Source organism: Zymobacter palmae (assembly GCF_003610015.1).
Taxonomy (GTDB): Bacteria; Pseudomonadota; Gammaproteobacteria; order Pseudomonadales; family Halomonadaceae; genus Zymobacter; species Zymobacter palmae.
On sequence record NZ_AP018933.1, the window covers coordinates 1,010,165 to 1,030,163 of the forward strand.

Below are 19,999 nucleotides of genomic sequence, written 5' to 3' on the forward strand. Positions count from 1 at the left end.
CGATTCACGACGATGGTCGCTGTGCGCACGGTGGCCAGACGCCATATCCGGATGCTCTGGAAGTACGTCAACGAAGCGGTACGTCATCATTCATTCCAACGATGCGAACCGTTTCCAAACCGGCGGTAACGTCTCCAGAGTGCGTAGAATAGGCCCACGCTAGTCGGTGGTGTGGAGAAAAACGGTCTTTGACCGTCATCACGTTGATCACGTAGGAATATCATGAGCGAAAGCTTTGCTGAACTGTTTGAACAGTCTCTGAATGACATCAACATGGAGCCGGGCGCAATCGTCGAGGCTACAATCGTTGACATCGAAGGCGATTGGATCACCGTTAACGCGGGTCTGAAATCTGAAGGTCAGATCCCGGCGTCCCAGTTCAAGGACGAAAGCGGCCAACTGAACGTTAAAGTGGGCGACACTGTTAGCGTTGCACTGGAAGCGGTCGAAGACGGCTTCGGTGAAACTCGCCTGTCACGCGAAAAAGCAAAACGCGCTGAAGCTTGGAAAGAGCTGGAAGCTGCATTCGAAGACGACCAGATCGTCAAAGGCGTGATCAACGGTAAAGTCAAAGGCGGCTTCACCGTAGACGTTAACTCTATCCGTGCGTTCCTGCCGGGTTCTCTGGTTGACGTCCGTCCGGTGCGTGACACGACTCACCTCGAAAACAAAGAGCTGGACTTCAAAGTCATCAAGCTCGATCCGAAACGCAACAACGTTGTTGTTTCCCGTCGTGCCGTTCTCGAAGCTGAAAACAGCGCTGAACGTGAAGCTCTGCTGGCGACCCTGCAGGAAGGTCAGCAGATCAAAGGTATCGTCAAAAACCTCACAGACTACGGTGCATTCGTTGATCTGGGCGGCGTTGACGGCCTGCTGCACATCACGGACATGGCATGGAAACGCATCAAGCATCCGTCTGAAATCGTTGCAGTAGGCGACGAAATCAACGTGAAAGTGCTGAAATTCGACCGCGAACGCAACCGCGTTTCTCTGGGTCTGAAACAGCTGGGTGAAGATCCGTGGGTCAACATCAAAGCGCGTTACCCGGAAAACACCAAGGTCAAAGCACGTGTCACTAATCTGACCGACTATGGCTGCTTCGCAGAGCTGGAAGAAGGTGTTGAAGGTCTGGTTCACGTATCCGAAATGGATTGGACCAACAAAAACATCCATCCGTCCAAAGTCGTCAACGTTGGTGATGACGTCGAAGTTATGGTTCTGGATATCGACGAAGAACGTCGTCGTATCTCTCTGGGTATCAAACAGTGCACTCAGAACCCGTGGGAAGAGTTCAACTCTACCTACAACAAAGGCGACCGCGTTTCCGGTACCATCAAGTCCATCACTGACTTCGGTATCTTCATCGGTCTGAAAGGCGGCATCGACGGTCTGGTTCACCTGTCTGACATCTCTTGGTCTGAAGCTGGTGAAGAAGCAGTTCGCAAATACCGCAAAGGTGACGAAGCTGAAGCCGTCATCCTGTCTATCGATCCGGAACGCGAACGTATCTCTCTCGGCATCAAACAGCTCGAGAGCGACCCGGTTGCTGAGTTCCTGGCCGTCAACGACAAAGGCGCTATCGTTTCCGGTCGCGTTGTTGAAGTTGAGCCGAAACAGGCACTGGTCGAACTGGCTACTGACGTCGTCGCTATCCTGAAAACAAGCGAAATCAGCGAAGAGCGCATCGAAGATGCGACTACTGAGCTGAAAGAAGGCGACGCTGTTGAAGCACGCATCGTCAACGTTGATCGCAAAACGCGTACCATCAACCTGTCTATCCGTGCGAAAGACCAGGCTGAAACTCGTAAAGCGATGAACACGCTGCGCGAAGAAGAACCGGAAGTTGCTGGTCCGACCACCATCGGTGATCTGATCAAGCAGCAGCTCAACCAGGACTGATCTGATCAGCTCTGAGTGAGACCGCTGTGAATTGCCCGGGCCTTGTGCTCGGGCAATTTCGTTTGAAGCCTTGTCTTTTATAGCAAGAGGTTGAGCAGGAAAACGTGCCGGAAATGGTTGACGGCAGTTGCGGGCAACATCATGCTGCTCCACGCTCCACGCTCCACGCTCCACGCTCCACGCTCCACGCTCCACGCTCCACGCTCCACGCTCCACGCTCCACGCTCCACGCTCCACGCTCCACGCTCCACGCTCCACGCTCCACGCTCCACGCTCCACGCTCCACGCTCCACGCTCCACGCTCCACGCTCCACGCTCCACGCTCCACGCTCCACGCTCCACGCTCCACGCTCCACGCTCCACGCTCCACGCTCCACGCTCCACGCTCCACGCTCCACGCTCCACGCTCCACGCTCCACGCTCCACGCTCCACGCTCCACGCTCCACGCTCCACGCTCCACGCTCCACGCTCCACGCTCCACGCTCCACGCTCCACGCTCCACGCTCCACGCTCCACGCTCCACGCTCCACGCTCCACGCTCCACGCTCCACGCTCCACGCTCCACGCTCCACGCTCCCGTGATAGCAAGAGCAAGATATTAGTGCAGGCTGCTGCATAATAGTGCGCCGACCCAAGAGAGGGTGGGAGTGATCGCAATTCTCACGGTTGGGTGATGCAAAATAAGCGTGGTTGTATCTTTCTGGAATATGTCGGAGGAAGGGGAAATCAGATGACGCTTTTTCTTTACCATGGCTTCATGATAAATGCGTGGTTATAGGGTATATGCGCAACCTGATGCCAACACAACGGGCATTCCAGAAGGATGTACCATAGACGACGTTTATGTGGGTTTTTAGTGCTGTAAATCCTTTTTTGTTGGTAGCGAAATGCTTATGGTGCCTATATTTTACAATCATCTGCTGTTCGCTTATCATGTCGTACAATCTGAAACACCTCAAAGTACCGCATGTGCAAGGATTCATTCTCCATGAAAAAGTTAAACGGCCGAGACTTATTAGCGTTGGGATTTATGACGCTAGCATTGTTTCTCGGAGCCGGTAATATCATCTATCCGCCCCTTTTCGGTTTGCAGCAGGGAGACAATACTTGGTATTTCGCCTGTGGCTTCTTGCTGACAGCTGTTGGCTTGCCTGTCCTAACCATAGTGGCGCTGGCGCGCGTCAACGGCACCATTCAGGTGCTGAGTCATCCTATTGGGCGGTTCTGTAGCGTACTGTTTGCCGTTGTCTGCTATCTCGCGGTCGGGCCGCTGTTTGCGACGCCACGTACCGCCACGGTTTCCTATGAAATCGGTATTCAGCCGTTTCTGTCCGAATCCCTGCTGGGAAGCCGTTGGCCGCTCGCTCTCTATTCGATCTGTTATTTCCTTGTCACTATGGTGGTGTCGTTCTATCCGGGACGCCTGCTGGATACGGTAGGCAAGGTGCTGGCACCCGTAAAGGTCATCGCCATTTTGTTCCTCGGCGGAAGCGCATTTGTGATGAGTGCCTATCTTGTGCATTCCGGCGCTAGTATCAGTGCTAATGACAGCCGTTTCAGTATCGTTAGCTCGGGTATCAGTAACGGTTATCTGACAATGGATACGTTGGGTGCGCTGGTATTTGGCATTGTCATCGTGCGTGCAATTCAGTCTCGAGGCGTAACGGACAAGGGGTTGGTGACGCGCTATGCCATTATGGCCGGTCTGATGGCAGGGCTGGGGTTGGCTATCATCTATATCATGCTGTTTCAGCTGGGCATCGACAGTCAGCACATAGCAATGGGCGCCGATACTGGGGCCAAAGTGTTGAGCGCATACGTAAAAGACGTATTTGGCATCGTCGGTAATTTCATTCTGGCGTTCCTGATTATCATCGCCTGCTTGGTCACGTCCGTTGGGCTGACTTGTGCGTGTGGCGAGTACTTTGGTCGCTTGCTTAACAAATCTGAGAAAATGATCACGGTGCTGTTGGTTGTCTTCTCGATGGTCGTCTCCAACTTGGGTCTCAAAGAGCTCATTAAGTTCTCCGAGCCGCTACTGTACGGTCTTGGCCCCATTTGCGTCGTCTTGGTGCTGCTGAGCCTTGGCAACAGCTTCTGGCACAACCGTCGCCTTGTGATCGTTCCGAGCATGATTGTGGCACTGATATTTGGTATTGCGCAGGCGTTGCGTGCAATCGATTGGAGTGCATCTATCTTTGTAGATACAGGTCTGGATAAGATGCCTCAGGTGCTGAAGATGAGTCTGGGGCACTGGCCGTTATACGATCATCAGCTGGAATGGGTACTGCCTATTACCGTGGTTGCGGTGGTATCGATCATCATCGATGTCTTAGTAAGGCCCGCTTCTACGGATAACTTCATAAGATAAAGAATATCTTGTCAAATTTAATTCACCACGGGGCCTTATGGCCCCGTTATCATATGTGAACAATGATATTCTTCCCTCTGTTGTGTATGGCCGTCGCCATATCTGGCAGAGGCCTTGATGAAAAAGAGGGACTAATGACGTCACTATCGAAAGCGGGGCGTAAACGTAGCGACAAAGCCCGACAGGCTATATTGAAGGCCACATTGGCACTACTGGATGAAAAGGGGTTTAGTGGCTTGGCTGTCGAAGCGGTGGCTGCGCGTGCAGGCGTGGGCAAAGCTACGATCTACCGTTGGTGGAAAAGCAAGGCTGCGTTGGCCATGGAAGCCTTTATGGAGGGGGTATCTGACGAGGTCTCGTTTACACCCTCGGAGTCGGCGTGTGAAGACATTCGGGATCAGCTCATCAAGATTGTGGCGCTCTATCACGGGCATGCGGGGCGCATCTTGTGTGAAGTTGTCGCCTTGGGCCAGAACGAGCCGGATGTGCTGACATCTCTAGAAACAGAATATCTGGATCGGCGGCGTGAAAAGGTGAATGGGCTGCTGGACCGCGCTATCGCTCAAAAGGAGATCCGGCCGGATATCGACAAGGATGTTGTGGTGGAGGCGCTATATGCACCGATCTTTTGCAAGATGCTGATGCGGTTGCGGCGCTTCGACAAGGAATACATCAGTGCACACTTCGACCTCGTCATGCAGGCCATTCGCCTCTGAGTGATGTGTTCTGTCCACTCACAGTAGGTATAGCGGCGTCCATTTGGGACGCCGCTTTTCGTTTCAGCGGGAGGACAGGGCCTTGATCATGCCCATCAGCATTGATAGCTCTCGCTGCGATAGGTCGGCGCGCTGGAAGATGTTGCGCAGCTTTTCTTGGGTGTGAGCGTGAGGTTGGTTGAAGAAACCGGCGGTCTGAAGCGCATCGTCCAGCTGAGCGCAGAAGTGGTCAAACTGAGCGCGCGGTGGGCGTGGTTCATCGTGGCTGTCATGTGCTTGGCTGAGCGTCGGGAAATGGTCCGGTGCTGCACGGCGTGCGGCATTGCGCAGCTCGTATGTACACAGCTGGACAGCCTGTGACACGTTGAGTACTGGATGCTCAGGGTTAGTGGGTAGCGAGAGCTGGTGTGTACAGTGCTGAAGCTCTTCGTTGGTCAAGCCGAAACGCTCGCGACCAAATACAAGAGCAACCTTGCCGTGGCGAGCGCGAGCCACGGCTTCCTTCGCCATGTCGTCGCCTTCATCGAAGTGCGGCAGTGGCATGTTGCGCAGACGGGCACTGGCACCAATAACGCATACACAGTCAGCAACGGCATCTTCCAGTGTGGCGTGCACGATCGCTCGATCAAGTATGTCGCTGGCACCCGTTGCCATACGAATGGCTTCATCATCAGGAAAGCAGCGGGGCGCAATGAGATGAAGATCCGAAAGACCCATGGTCTTCATGGCGCGAGCCGTTGCTCCGATGTTGCCGGGATGATAGGTCTGAACCAAGATGATGCGAATATTGTCGAGCATGAAAGTAACCGCTGATGGGAGTGGCGTGGCTGCTTAGTGTACAGGGAGCGTTAGTATACAGGGCTGGTGCGCAATGGTAATGAAAAAGCCCCCGTACCTTGGGGTACGAGGGCTTCGTTCGTCAGCGGAAGCTGAAGAATGAGGTAGCGGGATTACATCATGCCGCCCATGCCACCCATGTCGCCTGCCGGAGCAGCAACTTCTTCAGGATCGTCTGCTACCATGGCTTCGGTAGTGATCATCAGACCACCTACGGAACCGGCAGACTGCAGCGCCGTGCGCGTTACTTTAGCCGGGTCAAGAACGCCCATTTCGAACATGTCGCCATATTCGCCAGTGGCAGCGTTGTAGCCGAAGTTGCCTTCGCCTGCTTTAACGTTGTTGACCACAACGGAGGCTTCTTCACCTGCGTTGGTAACGATCTGACGCAGCGGTGCTTCGAACGCACGCAGTGCGATCTGGATACCGTGAGTCTGTTCGTCGTTATCGCCTTTCAGGTCTTTCAGCTTGGACAGAACGCGGACCAGAGCAGTACCACCGCCAGGTACGACGCCTTCTTCGACGGCAGCGCGAGTAGAGTGCAGCGCATCTTCAACGCGTGCTTTCTTCTCTTTCATTTCGACTTCGGTCGCTGCGCCGACACGGATAACGGCAACACCGCCTGCCAGTTTGGCAACGCGTTCCTGCAGTTTTTCGCGGTCGTAGTCAGAAGAAGTTTCTTCGATCTGGGCACGAATCTGAGCAACGCGTGCTTCGATGTCTGCTTCAACGCCAGCGCCGTCGATGACCGTAGTGGTTTCTTTGGTCATGGTAATGCGACGAGCAGTACCCAGGTTTTCTACAGTAGCCTGTTCAAGAGACAGACCGACTTCTTCAGAGATAACCGTACCACCTGTCAGGATAGCGATATCCTGCAGCATGGCTTTACGGCGATCACCGAAGCCCGGTGCTTTGGTCGCAGCAACCTTGACGATACCGCGCATGTTGTTCACCACCAGAGTGGCCAGCGCTTCGCCTTCGATGTCTTCGGCGATGATCATCAGCGGTTTGCCTGCTTTGGCAACGGCTTCCAGTACCGGCAGCAGTTCGCGGATATTGGAGATTTTTTTGTCGACCAGCAGCAAGTACGGGTCTTCGAGTTCGACGGACATGGTGTCCTGGTTAGTCACGAAGTACGGAGACAGGTAACCACGATCGAACTGCATACCTTCGACGACTTCCAGCTCGTCTTCGAAGCCACGGCCTTCATCAACAGTGATGACGCCTTCTTTACCCACTTTCTCCATCGCTTCAGCGATGATGGTACCGATAGTGGTGTCGCCATTGGCGGAGATTGTACCAACCTGAGCGATGGCTTTGGCATCTTTGCTCGGTACGGACAGCGCCTTGATTTCGGCAACGGCAGCCAGGACGGCTTTGTCGATACCGCGTTTCAGGTCCATCGGGTTCATGCCCGCGATGACACCTTTCAGGCCTTCATTGACGATAGCCTGAGCCAGAACGGTTGCCGTAGTAGTACCGTCACCGGCAGCGTCGGAGGTTTTGGAAGCGACTTCCTTGACCATCTGAGCGCCCATGTTTTCGAACTTATCTTTCAGTTCGATTTCCTTAGCAACGGAAACACCGTCTTTGGTGACGGTCGGAGCGCCGAAGGATTTTTCCAGAACGACGTTGCGACCTTTCGGCCCCAGAGTCGCTTTGACGGTATCAGCAAGAATATTGACACCGCGAGCCATGCGCTTGCGCGCGTCATCGGAGAAACGGATCTGTTTAGCAGACATGTTGTTCCAACCTCAATAATCAAGTCACAAACGGTTATGACGGAAATGACACGGCACCGTCAGATCAGTCTTCGAGCACACCCAGAATGTCGGTTTCGCTCATGATCAGCAGTTCTTCGCCGTCAATTTTCTGTTTCTTGACGTGGTAGCCTTCATCGAAGACCACAACATCACCAGGTTTGACGTCGAGCGGACGTACTTCACCGCTTTCGAGAATGCGGCCATTACCCACGGCAATCACTTCGCCACGTGTCGGCTTTTCCTGTGCACTGCCAGGCAGGACGATACCGCCAGCTGTTTTCTGTTCTTCTTCTACACGGCGAACGACGACGCGCTCGTGCAAAGGACGGATCTTCATGGATTGTGTTCTCCTGAGTCACTTGATTGTCGATCTTGAAGGTCAGAAGACAAGAAAATGGGGATTCATCTGACCGCCAGACAGAACCGACAGCGTCGGTTCTGATCGAAACCCTGATGAGTGGTTCGTCTCACTAGATAAGGCCGCTCTTTCGCTTTTCAAGAGTACGGGCCGAAAATTTTTTACTTCTGTCACAGTAGACTGCTGCTATGCCCTTCAGCATTAGCTCAATGCTGGCGGGGTTCATCATCGCGGCGCGTATCGCGTTCAATATATTCGCCTTCGATGATGTTTCCTTCGTGTGAACGCGTTGTTGAGGCTTCGCCTTCATACGTGTGACCGGTAGTACCCGAGCGACGGCCGCGGCGCAGCAGCGTAGGCAACACCATAGCGAGGCCAAGTACGTCGCTGATCGGCCCCGGCAGGATCATCAGCAGACCGCCTAGCAGGAACGCACTATTGCGCATGATGCCGCCGAGCGACTGCTGCCCTTCTGCGAGGCTGGTCTGCATGTCCTGCAACGTTTGCCGACCTTCCTTGCGCATGAGCTGAACGCCACAGATGCCGCTACCGATGATGAGGGCAAGTGTGGCAATGGCGCCGAAGGAAGAGGCAAATAGAATCAGCGCCACGAAATCTATGATGATGTAGACGCCCAGTATCGTTCGAATAGGCATGGGATCTCCCAGATGAAATGCCGTGAGTTAAGGATATGGGCGCCTTCCGATCGCAATTCAATGGCGGGGCCACGATTGAGCTACAGGGTGGCTTCAGGAAGCAGGCCTATATCAGAGCATAGCGCAACAGTATGAAGGGCTATGACTTCATCTGTATATATAGACGCTGTATCCGTCAGGAAGTGCTATGGACGATGAAAGCTCAGCCGCTGTCCGAGGGCGTCTGCCAGCCTCTGGCCGATGCCCTTAACGCGGGTCAGGTCGCGGGCATCAATGAAGGTGCCGTGCTGCTGACGTTCTGCGACGATAGCCGCCGCCTTGCGCGGGCCTAGCCCTTTAAGTGTTTGTAGATCGTCGGCGCTGGCATGGTTGGCATCAATCACGCGCTGTTCGGTGGGCGTGTCAGAGGGTGCACAAGGTGTCTCGGCTTCAGCGGACAGAGTGAAACTCAGCAGCAACAGCAATGCAATGATAGGGCGTGGCATAGGCATACCCGTTCTCCGATGATGGTGAAAATCCACGGTGCCTACGGATAGCGGTATCCCAAGGAGCGCCTTGAGGGTTCTGGGGAGCGTCTCAACTTTGCCATCCAGCGTGCGAGACGGTATAAGAACGGGCACCTGCACTGCTGCGAGTGCTTCCATTCATGACTGAGGGAATGTTCATGCAGAAACCCATTATTGTCGCGCTAGACCATGATCGGCTGGATGATGCCTTGGCAACGAGCGATCTGATCGATCCTGCGCTGTGCCGAGTAAAGGTAGGCAAGGAGCTGTTCACGTCTGCGGGGCCGGCTGCCGTCAATGCCTTGCATCAGCGTGGTTTCGATGTCTTCCTCGACCTCAAGTTTCACGACATTCCCAACACCGTTGCCAAGGCCGTACTGGCAGCGGCGGATCTCGGCGTTTGGATGGTGAACGTCCATGCAAGTGGTGGCGAGGCGATGATGGCGCATGCCGCCAGTGCACTGGCACAGCGCAACCTGCCGACCAAGCTGATCGCGGTTACCGTATTGACCAGCATGTCGGAATCTGATCTGAAACAGGTCGGTGTCGATAGCGGCATCGATGCGCAGGTGCTGCGATTGGCGACGCTGGCGCAGCGCGCAGGCCTAGACGGCGTTGTCTGTTCGGCGCGTGAGTCAGCAGCGCTGCGAGAAGCGCTAGGAGATGAGTTCCTGAAGGTGACCCCGGGTATTCGCCCAAGCTTTGCGGCGGTAGATGATCAACAGCGGATCACAACGCCTGCAGAAGCGCTGACCAATGGCAGTACGCATCTGGTGATTGGGCGTCCCATCACGCGCGCCAAGACGCCGCGCGAGGCGTTGGCGCTGATTCAGCGAGAAGTGGAAGGGGTCTTGAGTACGCGCTGAGCCGGAGTTTCACGCTGGGCCACGGCCGGGTCGACGCTATCGCGCGGCTTGATAGTGGCCCAGCGTTTGCATTTGGGGCAATGCCAGTAAAGGTGCGTATAGAGCGTGCCGCATTTCTCGCAGCGAAAGCGTGGTGTATGCGCGTCAAGGCGTTGAAGATGATCGTGAAGCTGACGAAGCATGTTAGCTGCGCGCTCATTGTTTGGGGCCGACAGTTCAAGCATGGCCTGTCGTGAACGCAGCAAGGCCAGAAAACCGATGCCTCTCAAGTGAGGCTGTTGCTGCTGGAGCGCGTCGAGCTGTGCCGCTACGGTAGTGATGCCTTCTCTGGCGATGCCCAGCTCTGCTCGCTTGATGACTGCCTCCATGCTGTGCGTGGCTTGGATCTGATCATCCAGAAAGCGCATCAGCCCTTGCTCATCGTCGAGCAATCGGAATGCTGCAATGGCGCGTTCGATGATGATCGGTGCGAAGTCGGGAGACTGGGTGGCAAGGCGCTCCAGCATCTTGATTTCATCACGATAGCGCTGTTGGCGGTGGTAGTGTTCTGCCTGAAGCCAATAGGCGCGGACGCACTGCGCGTCAATGGACAGCGCCTTCTTGAGATGACGGCGCGCTGCACGGTCATCGTGGCGTCGGAAGTCTTGCTCCGCCAGTTCGCAGTGCCAGTGAGCAGCTGCGCAACGCAGATCCTCTTGGCGGGCCAGCAGCGATGACGGAACCAGATCAAGTGCCTGCTGCCATTCGCGTTCCTGCTCGTACAGCTGGATCAGCAGTTCCCGCGAAGCACCGCGAATATCGCTGTGCTGGGAAGTATCCACGAGTGGGCGCAGCAGGTTTTCCGCGCGATCAAGCACACCAAGGTGCATAAAATCGCGCGCGAGCTCAAGCTGCACCTGATCGTTCTGGCGGTCGTTTAGTGCCGGACGGGCCAGCAGATTCTGGTGCAGGCGTGCAGCGCGGTCGGCCTCGCCACGCATGCGGAAGAGGTTGCCCAGTGTGATGTGGGTATCAATGGTGTCACTGCTGACCTCTAAGGTCTCGACGAAAGAATCCAGCGAACGGTCGGAGTGTTCGTTCAGCAGATAGTTGAGGCTGGCCAAATAGTCGCGCGACAGCGCGGGCGGAGCCTCAGCCGCATCGTCTCCCTTGGAAGGCTTGCTCAGGCGTCCAAGCAGCCATCCAATGGCAATAGCGACGAACAGCACGATAAGGATCAGCAGATTCTGCATGTCACTGCGTTCCTTGCGGAGACTGAGCAGAGTGAGTGGACTGAGACGCTGTCCGGGGCGACGTCTGGCGACGCAGGCGTGCCAGACGTCGATGGAGGCGAAAACAATGGCCTCCCATGGTCAATATTCCGATGACCACGCCGATGCCGAGTGAGAGCAGAAGCCACAGCGCCAGTGAGGCAGGGGGCAGGGTGACCCACAGCAGGTCAAGCGGTACCTGGTACTGGTTGTGCAGTGCAAAGCATGCACCGACCACAAGCAGTACCAGGGTGATAAGGCCTAAAGCGAGGCGTTTGAACCAGCGCATGCACGTCTCCCATGGTCAAGGGTGTTGGTCGAAGCCTATAAGCTTAGTAGCCCAACGTGCGGCTGGCGTTAACCTGTTCTCGCAGTTCCTTGCCGGGCTTGAAGTGCGGGACGTGCTTGCCTTCGAGCGGTACCGGATCGCCTGTTTTGGGGTTGCGGCCGACGCGGGGTTCACGGTAGTGCAGCGAGAAGCTGCCGAAGCCGCGAATTTCGACGCGACCACCTTCCGCAAGCATGTCGGTGATGTCATCCAGAATCTGTCGTACCGCGCTTTCAACGTCGCGCAGCGCCAGATGTGGGTGGCGATTGGCAATTTGTTCGATCAGTTCGGACTTGGTCATGAATGTACTCTCTATGCGCAAAATCCCTAATTACTTGTATCTATTGTATTAGTGCGTAAAGGGCTGTCTTGCAACCTTTTCGGATTCAGCATAGCTGCGCCCTAGGACAATGACAATCTTCACAAAGCAATGAAATACATTTGATACAAGCCCCTATGAGGCGTGAGCTATGGTCGCCTCGCCATCATCCATGATCACCTTGCAGCAAGGGGAAACTTCATTGATGCCCAATGCCTTTGACCAGCCTGTAATCATAAGGTTGCAGCGCTCGCAGTGCCAATGGATGCTTGCTGCACTCGTCATGATCGCAGCCATTCTGCTTGGCCTCTGGTGGCGCGTACAGCCTCATTTGCTGTTGCCGTTTACGGTCATGATCGCTTGCCTCCAAGGGCAGCGTTGCGTCCTGCCGCTGCTGAAATACCATCGCCACCAGTGGTGGCTGTTCCAGGGGGCTCAGTGGCAGCTCGTCGCCCTTAAGCCTTGTTATATCGGTAGCTGGCTGATGAGCATGACGGTTGAAAACAGAAATATCATCGTCTGGCCCGACAGCTGTACGCCCCGTGAGCAGTGGTATCTGCGCCGTGCGTTGCTGGCCCGTCAGCGCGCTCGGTTGCAAGAAGAGCCCGCTCCCTCTCTGTGGCGGCGCTTATGTTGCTGGATTCTAGGCTAAATCTACACCGTATTATATCTGATACGGCGCGTTTCTATACGACTCGTTCCCATCCTATAAAAGAATATAGCGAAGGTGAAGCGGGATACGCATGGTGGCGTTGTATGGAAAGAAAAGTGGAGTAAGTAAGAGATAGACATCGAATACACTCAATGCGCTGGAGTGCTAGCGTGCTTTTGCCCTTTGCACGAAAAACGGCGGCCGAGCCTAAGGGTAGTGCCTTGCGGCGGAGAGTGGACAGTCGATGAAAAAAGCCCCTGCACAAGCAAGGGCCGGTATGAAATAGCGCTGCGGGGTGCGTTCAGTCGCTCAGTACGTAGCCGTGGCTCGCGCGCTTGCGCAGGCGTCGGCTGGGTAGGCGTTGAATGTTGGACAGCGTGGTCACCAGCGCCGATGTCTGCTGCGAAAGCTCTCTGTTCAGCCACAGATAGCCACTGGGGCTGAACAGGGCCTTGCCCGAATCACTTTGCGCATTAAGCGCAGTATCCGCATAGGGCTGAAGGTCGAAGTTGTCCATGTCGATCTTGATCGGTTGGCCTGTGCGGATTTCATAAGCCAGTGTGCTTAGTGCGCCCGCCAGCTTACGCTGCTGTTCGCGCAGGCCTGATAGACCTTCGATCAGATCGTGCCCGTCACGCGTGTCCCAGTGGGTTTCGATCAGTAGTTCGACGGTCGAGATCATACGGCGCTGCAGTGACAGGATATCGCTGAAGGTGCCTCGCTTTACGCGGCCTTCACGGTGTACGGCTTCGATCAACGCGCGCTGCTTGACCAAGCGTGTTCCCGCTTCTTTCATCAGTTTCGAAGTGTAGTCGGGGTCGTAGGCGCCGGTGCGGGTATGAATGCGATACACCCGCGATAGGCGGTCGAGGTTGCCTGCCAGCATGAAGCGCATCACATCGGTCGCTTTCTGGGGCTGGATAATGATCGAGGTCAGGATAGCCGCGCTGGTGCCGATAAGCACGTTGCAGGAGCGCCATACCGCGACAGAGGTATCCAGCGTTCCATCCCCCAGCACCATTACGATGGTGATGTTAAACATCGATACGCTATAGCTGTAGCGGGATGAAAACGAGAGGTAGCTGGCAATACCGACGGAGGCCACCATCAGCAGCGGCAGAAAATGGAAGTCCTGCAGAAACGGCAGTGGGGCGTTGGGAAAGTGGACTTCGCGAAGAAAGGGGATTTGGAGTGCGATGATGCCGAATAGCCCGCCGATGATGGTGCCGGCCAGTCGTTGCAGCCCTTTTTCGACGACACCGCCGATATGCGGTAACCCCCCCATGACCATGACGACGCTGACCAATGCCCAGCTGCCGTGTTCAAGGTGGAACAGCATGATGATGGACAAGGTAATCAGCATGGCCACGCAGCCTCTCACGGTATGGATGAGCTGGCGGTGACGATAAGTGAAGAATGGATCCAGAAATGGCAGTGATCGCATAGTGATGTGATCTAGCTTCGCAAGAGTGGATGAACGACGGGAATTAGGGATCTCATCGGCCGATGGCGGGCAGGCTGAAGCACCGTCGCGGGCATTATACGCACCGCGGATCATAAACCCAGGGGGCGATGATGTCGCATGGCGGCGATCAGGCATGCAGGAGCCCGAGCATACGCTTGCCGGGCCTTATTCGCACTACTGATGTTATGTATTATCGGAAGTCTTCGGTCGACACGTGCCAATGGAGCCCCGCGGCGGACAGTGTCGCCATTGCGCCATACGGCCAGGCATGATTGATAGGGTGGTGCCCGAACGGCAGCTGATGGTGTAGCGGAATGTTTAGTGGTGCCAGCCATTCTGCCAGCGCAGCGTGGCTGCTGGTGGTAGCCTCGCCTTGTCGCGTGAAGCTGCCAAGGCATACGCCACTGAGCCAGCGAGTGTCCAGCGAAGACAGTAGCTGGTGGAAGCAGCGCTCAATGCGGTAATCGGCTTCGCCCACTTCCTCGAGCATTAGCAGTGTTGGGCGCTCCAGTACCATTGCCCCCGGCGTTCCGCACAGACTGGCCAGTGTGACCAGGTTGCCACCGCGCAGTTGTCCGCTCACGGTCATTTCCGGTCCTGCAAAGCGTACCGTTTCCATATGGCCTTCGGTGTGCGCATGCACATGTTGCAATGACCGCATCGACTGCCAACGTGCATCGGTTTCTTCGGGAGGCCAAGGGGATACGAGTGCCAGCTCCGTGGCAACGGGGGCGTGGATAGCGGGTAACCCATGGCGGTAGAACGCTTCCAGCAGTACGGTTACGTCGGAATAACCCACCAGCGCGCGCTCGGGGTGACGGGCAATGCGTGTCCAGTCGATGAGCGGCAGAAGATGGTCGGCGCCGTAGCCACCGCGCAAGCACCACACGATGTCGGCGTCATCGCGCTCGAAGGCTTTGTGAAGATCATCCACGCGCTGTTCTGCCGTGCCGGCCAGATAGCGATGTCGGTCCAGCACATGCTGACCAGAGACGACTGTTGCCCCTAGCTGGCCCAGACGTTGCAGAGTCAAGGTATAGCGCTCCTCATCGACGGCACCTGATGGGGCGATCAGCGCAACGCGAAGAGATGCACGCTCAGGGGAAGAAAAAAACGTGTGCATTGTTATGATGCTCCTGAGGAACAATAGGGAGTAGGGTAGAAGTCCTGCGTCTGATAGGCTGGTGGTTATCCCGCCTGCCGCTGACCGCGCGGGCTTTACCGTACGAGCGCACTGTATAGGTGAATAGTGCCGCGAAACGGTTTATGAATACAGTCTATGGGCACCTTGATGTCAGGAGAGTTCATGTCAGATCACGCTTCTTCTTATCACGATGAACGTCCACGTACGACGGTTGTCACGGACAGCGACCGCGTTGCGGTGCTGCAGGTGGCCGTGGTGGCACTGTCCGAGCTGCTGCGTCAGCAGTCTGCTGAAATGCAAGGGCGTTGGGTGAACTGCCTGCAGCAGACGCGCGATATGCCTGAGAATCTGCCGTTGTCGCCCGCCTTTGATGAGCTGTTGGCGCTGGTCGACCATGTGCAACGTGATGAATAAGTGGACTTCATTGCTCGACCGCGATGACCCTGTTTTCATAAAATGAGTATATGCTTTCCGGAGCGTGTCACGATGATGTGGTGAGCCGTATGCCAACGGTAAGCCGATCTTTCCTCCACTCCTGTGCTGCAAGGACGCCTGTTCGACCATGAATATTCCGAATATCCTCACGCTGATCCGGATCGTGTTCATCCCATTGCTGGTGGTGAGCTATTACCTGCCGGGTGCATGGAGTTATTCCATTGCAGCCTTCCTTTTCGGTGCCGCTTCGGTAACGGATTGGTTTGACGGCTTTCTGGCGCGTCGCTGGAATCAGAGTACCCCCTTCGGTGCTTTCCTTGATCCCGTGGCCGACAAGCTGATCGTGGCCATTGCGTTGGGACTGCTGATCGAGCGCTATCATGTGGCATGGATGACACTGCCGGCGTTGGTTATTATCGGGCGCGAAATCGTCATTTCCGCACTGCGTGAATGGATGGCCGAACTCGGCAAACGTGCCAGTGTGGCGGTATCCTATATCGGTAAACTGAAAACGACCCTGCAGATGTTCTCTATCTTCGTGCTGCTCGGTACGGCACCTTATACGGCCTACAACATCGTGGGCATCGTCATGCTGTATGCAGCAGCACTGCTGACGCTGTGGTCGATGATCAACTATCTGCGTGCCGCATGGCCTGAGCTGACCCGCGAAATGTAATCCCGGTATCGACCCCTGTTCTTCTGCAGGGGTTGACAGATTGCCGTTGAGGGCTATAATTGCTTTCGAAATCAAGCGGGAATAGCTCAGTTGGTAGAGCGCCACCTTGCCAAGGTGGAGGTCGCGAGTTCGAGCCTCGTTTCCCGCTCCAGAATTGAAGGGTCACTCACTGATCCGTAAAAAAGAGCCTCTAGGGGCTCTTTTTTTATACCTCGATATTTTCCTTTCTGATGTCTGTTTTGCCCACAACATTGACGGCTGATGATGGCTCGCGTCTTAACAGCAAAAGGCGTATGGGCTGAGGCGGCCGTCGTACGGCATCCCACAGACTTTCGCGCAATGCCTGACCATCGCGTCAGATAGGGGGCTAGCGTTCACGCCTTTTTTCTAATCAAGCTGGCGTGTATTAAGAGCGTGTTTCATAACCCCCATACCCATGTCATTGAGGAGATTGCAAACCACAAAGCTGCGGTAAAAGCCGTTTATTTTAGAAAGGGCAACAGCCATTACTCAGGTTATGAAATAGCCTCTAAGCTAGCTTGATGTTCCTCCGTTTCAGTACCCCACTGTGGCTGAATTCTATGCTCTACTGGGTTACACCTCCGGCCAATGTGTTCACGGCTATCCCGCTGTTCATGCGGTATCGCTATTTTATTACCAAATACGTTAAGTAATAATCCTTCATATGAACGGTTTGAAGGGCGGGGTGTCCCACCTCAGGCGATGTTAACGGTCATTAAGGTAAAGGAAGATAATGATATGGACATGCTGCGAGTAGGCGTTATCGGGTTCGGGTATGCGACCAAAACCTTTCATGTACCTTTGATTTTGGCAACGGAAGGGCTGGCACTGGCCGCCATTTCGACGAGCCGTCCGGATGATGTGGCCGCCGTGCTGCCGGATGTGCCCTGTGTGGACTCTCCTGAAGCACTGCTGGCGCTGCCTGATATCGACATCATCGTCATTCCTACGCCTAACGATACCCATTTCCCGCTGGCCAAGCAGGCGATGGAAAGTGGTCATCATGTCGTGGTCGATAAGCCTTTTGCGCTGTCGGTAGCGGAGGCGAGCACTCTGATGGCGCTGGCAAAAGAAAAAGGGGTTGTGCTGTCGGTATTCCATAATCGTCGCTGGGACAGCGATTTTATGACGCTGCGCAAGGCGATCGACGAAGGACACCTCGGCACCGTCACAGAGGCAGAGCTGCGTTACGATCGCTATCGACCGGAAGTCCGGCAGCGCTGGCGTGAACAGAACGTGCCGGGCGGTGGTCTCTGGTACGATCTGGGGCCGCATCTACTCGATCAGGCCGTGCAGCTTTTTGGTATGCCCGATGCCATTCAGGCCGATATTGCCTCGCTGCGCCCGGGTGGTCTGAGCGATGACCATGCGCAGGCGACGCTGTTTTATCCGCAGCGTCGCATAACGTTGCATGCGTCGATGCTAGTGGCCACCGAAACGCCGCACTATACCGTGAATGGCACGCACGGTGGCTATGTCAAATATGGTCTGGACGTGCAAGAAGACCAGCTGAAGGCGGGCATGCAGCCCGGTGATGATCAATGGGGCGTCGATCCTCGGCCGGCGTTACTGCTGACGCGTAACGAACAGGGCGATCTTGATGAGCGTGCCTATGCATCTGTGCCTGGTGATTACCGCTGCTACTATCGCCAGTTCCGTGATGCAGTGCTTGGAAGAGGGGATAATCCTGTGACACCAGAACAGGCGCTGCGCATCATTCATCTGATCGAGCAGGGCATTGCTTCATCGCAGTCTGGAGCGCGGATTGTCATCAAAAATATACCGTTATCTTGAATGCTGCTCCTGATGTCTTTTTATGCATGTGAAAACATCGGTGGGTCACTGCGTAGCGAAGGATGTATGAAAAAGGGTGGCGTCGATGACGCCACCCTTTTTCTGTAATGACGTTTGTGAACTCGGGGTTTCAGGCTTCCTGACAGCTAGCGCTGTAAGCGTCGATATCCTGATGCGTCGAAGGCAAATCGACGACCATGCTGTGCAGCGAGCGCAGTGCGGCGTGATGTGCCACGCTCAGCAGCGTGACGTCGGGCAGTGCGTCCAGCACCAGTGTGTACATTTCCCACTCGGCACGAGCATCCAGTGCGGATGTCGCTTCATCCAAGAACAGGTAGTCCGGCCGAGTGAAGAGCGCTCGAGCGAAGGCTAGGCGTTGCTGCTCGCCCGGTGACAGCTGCTTGCTCCAGTCTGCAGAAGTATTGAGGCCGTGAATATAGTGGCTTAGGCCGACGCGATAGAGCAGGGCGGCTCCTTCTTCATCGCTGAGACTGGTATGCAGCTTGGGATAGATCAAGGCATCCTTGAGCGTGCCTTCGGCGATGTAGCTTTTCTGCGGAAGGAACAGCATGTTCTCTTGGCGTGGAAGGCGCACCGTACCGCTGCCGTAGGGCCATAGTTGCGCCAGCGTGCGTAGAATGGTGCTCTTGCCGCCGCCGGAAGGCCCTTGCAGCAGGCAGCGCTGTCCTTTCTTGATCACCAGCCTGTCAATGTGATTGATGGGTGTGCCATCCGGGCGATTGAGCTGCACATCAAGCAGTTGCAGGCTGCCATCCGTGGAGGGGCGATAGTTGAATGTGCTTTCAATGGGCATGGACAGCTGAGCCTCAAATTCGCGCAAACGCAGGAGAGTGGCGCGAACAATGGCCAAGTCTTCGTAGTTATAGACGAACCACGACAATGATGATCGAAGGCGTGCGCAGGCCATGTTCAGCTGCATCACATCGCCTAGTGATATCAGATTGTTGAAGTAGCTGGGCAGGGTGAATACATAGGAATAGTAGTTCCCAGCCTGCATGTAGACCGTTTCCGTCAGCGTACGGCGGCGCGAGAAGCGCATCAGTTCTCGCCAGTTCCGATAAATAGCGCTGAAATGCTGGAGCGCGCGTCGCTTTTCGTGCTGATGACCACGATAGAAGGCGATCTGCTCGGCATTGTCCCGAATATTGAACAGCGAATGGCGGAAATCCGCTTCATGTCGTTGGCGCTGATAGTCGATGCCGACCATGGGCTTGACCAGCTTCTCCATGATCAACGAGCCGAACAGCACAAAAAGCACGGTGCAAATGATCAGTAGGCCGCGGAACGTGAATGGCTCACCAACGAAAAAGTAGTACACGAGCACCTTGGAAATTATCCATAGCTTAATGCCGTAGATAAAGATATTGGCGAGGTTCTTTACCAGCCCAATCCCCAGTCCGACCACCTTCTCCACCAGTATTGAAACGTCCTCAGCCACACGTTGGTCGGGGTTATCGCTCAGCCTGTTTAGGCTGCTTGACTGCCCCATGCTGTGATAGGCCGGACTGTGTAACCAGCGTTGCATGTAGTCGCGGGTAACCCAGTTGCGCCACTCCATTTGCAGCCACTGCTGGAAGTAGGTCGCAAAGCTGGAAGAAGGGATGAAGATGGCCAGAATCAGCAGCCCCTGCAGCGTGATAGGCATTAGGGCGGCGGCGTTGCGGTCACCCACGGCGTCGAAGAATATCTTCTGCCAATCAGTGATTTCGTTGATGCTGTAGAGGTAGACCGAGGTTGTGGCTACTAGCATCGCCAGCAGCAGCCAGCCGAACAGGCTGTCGCGGCTGATCCAGTAACGCGTCAGCAAGGCTGTCGTTGAAGGGGCACCAGGAGGCGCCTTTTTCGTATGAGACGTTGCCATTCAACGTGCTCCCTGACAGAGAATTGATGAAAACATATTACTATTTTATAACGCCATTAC

General features: G+C 55.4%; 19 protein-coding genes and 1 tRNA gene. 9 read left to right on the forward strand and 11 right to left on the reverse strand.

The genetic code is table 11. The annotated features are described in order from the left end of the window. The first annotated feature begins 222 nt into the window (after nucleotides 1-222). From rpsA to ZBT109_RS04445, 3 genes are all read left to right on the forward strand, one after another. On the forward strand, nucleotides 223-1,899 hold the full coding sequence (gene rpsA / locus ZBT109_RS04430) for a 30S ribosomal protein S1 (RefSeq protein WP_027705352.1): 1,677 nt from the start codon (nucleotides 223-225) through the stop codon (nucleotides 1,897-1,899). Nucleotides 1,900-2,888: 989 nt separating this feature from the next. Next, nucleotides 2,889-4,271 (forward strand): branched-chain amino acid transport system II carrier protein, encoded by a 1,383-nt coding sequence (gene brnQ / locus ZBT109_RS04440; protein WP_027706046.1) that lies wholly within the window; start codon nucleotides 2,889-2,891, stop codon nucleotides 4,269-4,271. A gap of 134 nt (nucleotides 4,272-4,405) precedes the next feature. Further along, a complete protein-coding gene (locus ZBT109_RS04445) occupies nucleotides 4,406-4,987 on the forward strand; it encodes a TetR/AcrR family transcriptional regulator (RefSeq protein ID WP_027706047.1) in 582 nt (193 codons plus the stop codon). Nucleotides 4,988-5,050: 63 nt separating this feature from the next. Here the strand turns inward: ZBT109_RS04445 and ZBT109_RS04450 are convergent, their stop codons facing one another. The 5 genes from ZBT109_RS04450 to ZBT109_RS04470 all read right to left on the reverse strand — a co-directional run bounded on the left by ZBT109_RS04450 (nucleotide 5,051) and on the right by ZBT109_RS04470 (nucleotide 9,086). Then, nucleotides 5,051-5,785: an RNA methyltransferase gene (locus ZBT109_RS04450; RefSeq protein ID WP_027706048.1), complete on the reverse strand. Its 735-nt coding sequence runs from the start codon at nucleotides 5,783-5,785 to the stop codon at nucleotides 5,051-5,053. Nucleotides 5,786-5,937: 152 nt separating this feature from the next. Then, complete coding sequence (groL, locus tag ZBT109_RS04455) at nucleotides 5,938-7,566, reverse strand: chaperonin GroEL (protein ID WP_027706049.1); 1,629 nt, start codon at nucleotides 7,564-7,566, stop codon at nucleotides 5,938-5,940. Between the two features lie 64 nt (nucleotides 7,567-7,630). Beyond that, nucleotides 7,631-7,924: a co-chaperone GroES gene (locus tag ZBT109_RS04460; protein WP_027706050.1), complete on the reverse strand. Its 294-nt coding sequence runs from the start codon at nucleotides 7,922-7,924 to the stop codon at nucleotides 7,631-7,633. Between the two features lie 227 nt (nucleotides 7,925-8,151). Continuing rightward, complete coding sequence (locus tag ZBT109_RS04465; RefSeq protein WP_027706051.1) at nucleotides 8,152-8,601, reverse strand: FxsA family protein; 450 nt, start codon at nucleotides 8,599-8,601, stop codon at nucleotides 8,152-8,154. 185 nt (nucleotides 8,602-8,786) lie between these two features. Continuing rightward, nucleotides 8,787-9,086, reverse strand: coding sequence for a ComEA family DNA-binding protein (locus ZBT109_RS04470; RefSeq protein ID WP_169734024.1), 300 nt, complete (start codon nucleotides 9,084-9,086; stop codon nucleotides 8,787-8,789). A 173-nt stretch (nucleotides 9,087-9,259) separates the two neighbouring features. Between ZBT109_RS04470 and pyrF the strand changes: the two genes are divergently transcribed. Beyond that, nucleotides 9,260-9,973: an orotidine-5'-phosphate decarboxylase gene (pyrF, locus tag ZBT109_RS04475; protein WP_027706052.1), complete on the forward strand. Its 714-nt coding sequence runs from the start codon at nucleotides 9,260-9,262 to the stop codon at nucleotides 9,971-9,973. Here pyrF and ZBT109_RS04480 read toward each other — a convergent pair. The 3 genes from ZBT109_RS04480 to ZBT109_RS04490 are packed head-to-tail and all read right to left on the reverse strand — an operon-like array spanning nucleotide 9,937 to nucleotide 11,852. After that, nucleotides 9,937-11,205 (reverse strand): hypothetical protein, encoded by a 1,269-nt coding sequence (locus ZBT109_RS04480; RefSeq protein WP_051524176.1) that lies wholly within the window; start codon nucleotides 11,203-11,205, stop codon nucleotides 9,937-9,939. The genes pyrF and ZBT109_RS04480 overlap by 37 nt on opposite strands. A 1-nt stretch (nucleotide 11,206) precedes the next feature. After that, a complete protein-coding gene (locus tag ZBT109_RS04485; protein WP_051524177.1) occupies nucleotides 11,207-11,512 on the reverse strand; it encodes a lipopolysaccharide assembly protein LapA domain-containing protein in 306 nt (101 codons plus the stop codon). A 43-nt stretch (nucleotides 11,513-11,555) separates the two neighbouring features. Next, nucleotides 11,556-11,852 (reverse strand): integration host factor subunit beta, encoded by a 297-nt coding sequence (locus ZBT109_RS04490; RefSeq protein WP_027706053.1) that lies wholly within the window; start codon nucleotides 11,850-11,852, stop codon nucleotides 11,556-11,558. Nucleotides 11,853-12,075: 223 nt separating this feature from the next. Here ZBT109_RS04490 and ZBT109_RS04495 point away from each other — a divergent pair, with 223 nt between their 5' ends. Then, nucleotides 12,076-12,522 carry a hypothetical protein gene (locus ZBT109_RS04495; protein ID WP_156934053.1) on the forward strand — a complete coding sequence of 149 codons (447 nt, stop codon included), beginning with the start codon at nucleotides 12,076-12,078 and terminating at the stop codon, nucleotides 12,520-12,522. 301 nt (nucleotides 12,523-12,823) lie between these two features. On the opposite strand, the gene ZBT109_RS04500 is transcribed toward ZBT109_RS04495, so the two are convergent. Both ZBT109_RS04500 and ZBT109_RS04505 read right to left on the reverse strand, forming a co-directional pair. Beyond that, on the reverse strand, nucleotides 12,824-13,966 hold the full coding sequence (locus tag ZBT109_RS04500; RefSeq protein ID WP_027706055.1) for an FUSC family protein: 1,143 nt from the start codon (nucleotides 13,964-13,966) through the stop codon (nucleotides 12,824-12,826). 211 nt (nucleotides 13,967-14,177) lie between these two features. Then, nucleotides 14,178-15,110: a S66 peptidase family protein gene (locus tag ZBT109_RS04505; protein WP_038279415.1), complete on the reverse strand. Its 933-nt coding sequence runs from the start codon at nucleotides 15,108-15,110 to the stop codon at nucleotides 14,178-14,180. 183 nt (nucleotides 15,111-15,293) lie between these two features. Between ZBT109_RS04505 and ZBT109_RS04510 the strand changes: the two genes are divergently transcribed. The 4 genes from ZBT109_RS04510 to ZBT109_RS04525 all read left to right on the forward strand — a co-directional run bounded on the left by ZBT109_RS04510 (nucleotide 15,294) and on the right by ZBT109_RS04525 (nucleotide 18,057). After that, the gene (locus ZBT109_RS04510; protein WP_027706057.1) at nucleotides 15,294-15,545 is read left to right on the forward strand and encodes a hypothetical protein; all 252 of its coding nucleotides are present in this window, start codon (nucleotides 15,294-15,296) and stop codon (nucleotides 15,543-15,545) included. A gap of 148 nt (nucleotides 15,546-15,693) precedes the next feature. Beyond that, nucleotides 15,694-16,242, forward strand: a complete 549-nt coding sequence (pgsA, locus tag ZBT109_RS04515) for a CDP-diacylglycerol--glycerol-3-phosphate 3-phosphatidyltransferase (protein ID WP_027706058.1) — start codon at nucleotides 15,694-15,696, stop codon at nucleotides 16,240-16,242. Between the two features lie 75 nt (nucleotides 16,243-16,317). Further along, nucleotides 16,318-16,393: transfer RNA gene (locus ZBT109_RS04520), tRNA-Gly, on the forward strand. 608 nt (nucleotides 16,394-17,001) lie between these two features. Beyond that, on the forward strand, nucleotides 17,002-18,057 hold the full coding sequence (locus ZBT109_RS04525; protein ID WP_038279419.1) for an oxidoreductase: 1,056 nt from the start codon (nucleotides 17,002-17,004) through the stop codon (nucleotides 18,055-18,057). Between the two features lie 130 nt (nucleotides 18,058-18,187). On the opposite strand, the gene ZBT109_RS04530 is transcribed toward ZBT109_RS04525, so the two are convergent. Next, nucleotides 18,188-19,939, reverse strand: a complete 1,752-nt coding sequence (locus ZBT109_RS04530) for an ABC transporter ATP-binding protein/permease (RefSeq protein ID WP_027706060.1) — start codon at nucleotides 19,937-19,939, stop codon at nucleotides 18,188-18,190. Between the last annotated feature and the right edge of the window lie 60 nt (nucleotides 19,940-19,999).

Excerpts from the sequence above, each read along its gene's own strand:
- groL (WP_027706049.1), bottom strand. The coding sequence starts at position 7,566 with ATGTCTGCTAAACAGATCCGTTTCTCCGATGACGCGCGCAAGCGCATG.
- ZBT109_RS04460 (WP_027706050.1), bottom strand. The coding sequence starts at position 7,924 with ATGAAGATCCGTCCTTTGCACGAGCGCGTCGTCGTTCGCCGTGTAGAA.
- ZBT109_RS04510 (WP_027706057.1), top strand. The coding sequence starts at position 15,294 with ATGTCAGATCACGCTTCTTCTTATCACGATGAACGTCCACGTACGACG.
- ZBT109_RS04525 (WP_038279419.1), top strand. The coding sequence starts at position 17,002 with ATGGACATGCTGCGAGTAGGCGTTATCGGGTTCGGGTATGCGACCAAA.
- pyrF (WP_027706052.1), top strand. The coding sequence starts at position 9,260 with ATGTTCATGCAGAAACCCATTATTGTCGCGCTAGACCATGATCGGCTG.
- brnQ (WP_027706046.1), top strand. The coding sequence starts at position 2,889 with ATGAAAAAGTTAAACGGCCGAGACTTATTAGCGTTGGGATTTATGACG.
- ZBT109_RS04445 (WP_027706047.1), top strand. The coding sequence starts at position 4,406 with ATGACGTCACTATCGAAAGCGGGGCGTAAACGTAGCGACAAAGCCCGA.
- pgsA (WP_027706058.1), top strand. The coding sequence starts at position 15,694 with ATGAATATTCCGAATATCCTCACGCTGATCCGGATCGTGTTCATCCCA.
- ZBT109_RS04505 (WP_038279415.1), bottom strand. The coding sequence starts at position 15,110 with ATGCACACGTTTTTTTCTTCCCCTGAGCGTGCATCTCTTCGCGTTGCG.
- ZBT109_RS04530 (WP_027706060.1), bottom strand. The coding sequence starts at position 19,939 with ATGGCAACGTCTCATACGAAAAAGGCGCCTCCTGGTGCCCCTTCAACG.
- ZBT109_RS04465 (WP_027706051.1), bottom strand. The coding sequence starts at position 8,601 with ATGCCTATTCGAACGATACTGGGCGTCTACATCATCATAGATTTCGTG.
- rpsA (WP_027705352.1), top strand. The coding sequence starts at position 223 with ATGAGCGAAAGCTTTGCTGAACTGTTTGAACAGTCTCTGAATGACATC.
- ZBT109_RS04490 (WP_027706053.1), bottom strand. The coding sequence starts at position 11,852 with ATGACCAAGTCCGAACTGATCGAACAAATTGCCAATCGCCACCCACAT.
- ZBT109_RS04485 (WP_051524177.1), bottom strand. The coding sequence starts at position 11,512 with ATGCGCTGGTTCAAACGCCTCGCTTTAGGCCTTATCACCCTGGTACTG.
- ZBT109_RS04495 (WP_156934053.1), top strand. The coding sequence starts at position 12,076 with ATGCCCAATGCCTTTGACCAGCCTGTAATCATAAGGTTGCAGCGCTCG.
- ZBT109_RS04500 (WP_027706055.1), bottom strand. The coding sequence starts at position 13,966 with ATGCGATCACTGCCATTTCTGGATCCATTCTTCACTTATCGTCACCGC.
- ZBT109_RS04470 (WP_169734024.1), bottom strand. The coding sequence starts at position 9,086 with ATGCCACGCCCTATCATTGCATTGCTGTTGCTGCTGAGTTTCACTCTG.
- ZBT109_RS04480 (WP_051524176.1), bottom strand. The coding sequence starts at position 11,205 with ATGCAGAATCTGCTGATCCTTATCGTGCTGTTCGTCGCTATTGCCATT.
- ZBT109_RS04450 (WP_027706048.1), bottom strand. The coding sequence starts at position 5,785 with ATGCTCGACAATATTCGCATCATCTTGGTTCAGACCTATCATCCCGGC.